Origin of the sequence: Fulvivirga aurantia, from assembly GCF_009711475.1 — a bacterium.
In the GTDB taxonomy this organism is placed as follows: domain Bacteria; phylum Bacteroidota; class Bacteroidia; order Cytophagales; family Cyclobacteriaceae; genus Fulvivirga; species Fulvivirga aurantia.
The window spans coordinates 1-1,742 of the sequence record NZ_SMMD01000320.1 but is presented as its reverse complement, the minus strand read 5'-3'; the positions used below and the strand labels follow the sequence as shown (position 1 = coordinate 1,742).

The window sequence follows — 1,742 nt, the reverse complement described above, 5'->3', positions numbered from 1 at the left end:
TCTTTAGCCTGAGCTGTAGTTCTGTCGTTATGATAGACAGTCACCAATTTATACTTGGTCAGAGCATATCTATATATTTTCGACTCTAGATATGACAGAGGCGGATAAATCACCCACTCCGATGAATCTGATGAAATACTATCCGCAGGTTGCGAGGCTTGCGATGGTAATTGTACTTCTCTAATAGCCAAAGAGTCTGCTGATAAACTGTATGAATAAACCATAGAGTCTATTATAAAATCGTATTGCTCCAATGATTGTGACTTGAGTTCAATAAATAATGAATCCTGTTGATCAGTTAATAACACTCTTTCTACATAAGGCTCATCATAATAAATAGTATCAATTCTGGTTTCGGTAAGGTCTGAGTCACTTTTCACACTGTCTTCCATATAATTCATTTGATAGACACCGATCTCAACTTTCAGGTTAGGTTGTTTTCTTAAAAAGTCTCCTAGTCTTCTTAATTCATAAATTGAAATATCTTCGGTTTCCACACCGGCTGGCTTGAAAGTGATTGGGAGTATATAACTTTTATTAGCAGTTAATGGCTCTAATTTGATGGTAAGTTTCTGCTTATCCCGTGCTCCTATCTCATTGAGATCATAGACTTTGGAGTAGTACATATATCCTTCTCCCCCGTCTACCGACAAATCATAACTGCCTCCTTCGTTTAACACTACGGCAAACTCACCTTTATTACCTACAGATTCGTTCCATAGTCGGTCTCTACTATCGATATTAAATATAGTAAGGCCGGCATTCAAGGGCTCCCCGTTTTCATCTGTAATTTTTCCTTGTATTCGCATAACGCTTTTAGGCTGAAACTCTTCAGGTATCAGTACCTCCACAAGTTCATGATCTCTCGGGCCTTGTATTGAGCGATACATATATCTGCCTTTTGCCGGAATGCTCACGAAATTATCGTCTTCAGGTGTATTAGCAAACTCAAACGGAACCGGGTCTGACCAGGTATTTTCTCCCGTACGTTTACTCATAAATAAGTCCAGACCTCCTTTACCTCCCATTTTATCAGAAGAAAAGATCAAGGTTTCACCATCTGCCAGTAGGCGCGGGGTTTGAGAGTTGCCTGTATTTATATTTGCAGGCAGCTCCACTGGCTCTGACCAGCCTCTATAACTCTGTTTGCTATAGTAAAGCTTACAATCTGAAGCTCCTCCGTAGGTTTTCATCTTTTCGCACCGCATAAAAAACAGATATTCGCCATCAGGTGATAGTGAAGGAGACCCTTCATTTGATTTTGAGTTTACCGGTAAGCCAAGGTTTTTAGGGGCTTCCCAGTCATTACCTCTTCGCTTACTACTCCAGATATCAAAACCGCCAAGCCCTGATTTAAGACTAGAAAACATCATGACATCGCCATCAAAACTTAAGCAATAACCTCCTCTAAAATTCAAAGTAGGCCGATTGATCAAGCGATTTACCAACTGCCCGTCATTCCAGGTAGAAACTGTTTTTTTTGTAGTCCAATTCATGGCATGGTGACCGTCATCGGTATAATCAGACAAATAAATAAGTGTTTTTCCATCGCCACTTATATAAGGTGCGTATAAATTGATGGAAGGACGATTGATGTTGGCAGGCAGTGTTTTAAGCTTCGTTTGAGCATAACTCATTTGCAGTGCCAAAACCAAAATTAACGAGGATAAAAGCAGATTTAAGCGCATTTCAATAGTTTAGGTTTATCTAAATATAATCATTCACACAAAAACTTTTCCAAA

Annotated in this window: 1 protein-coding gene; it reads right to left on the bottom strand. The window is 39.3% G+C overall.

Annotated elements, in window-relative coordinates; genetic code table 11:
• A partial coding sequence (locus E1176_RS01455) for a TolB-like translocation protein (protein WP_185152537.1) occupies positions 1 to 1,637 on the bottom strand: 1,637 nt, incomplete at its 3' end.
• Positions 1,638 to 1,742: the final 105 nt, after the last annotated feature.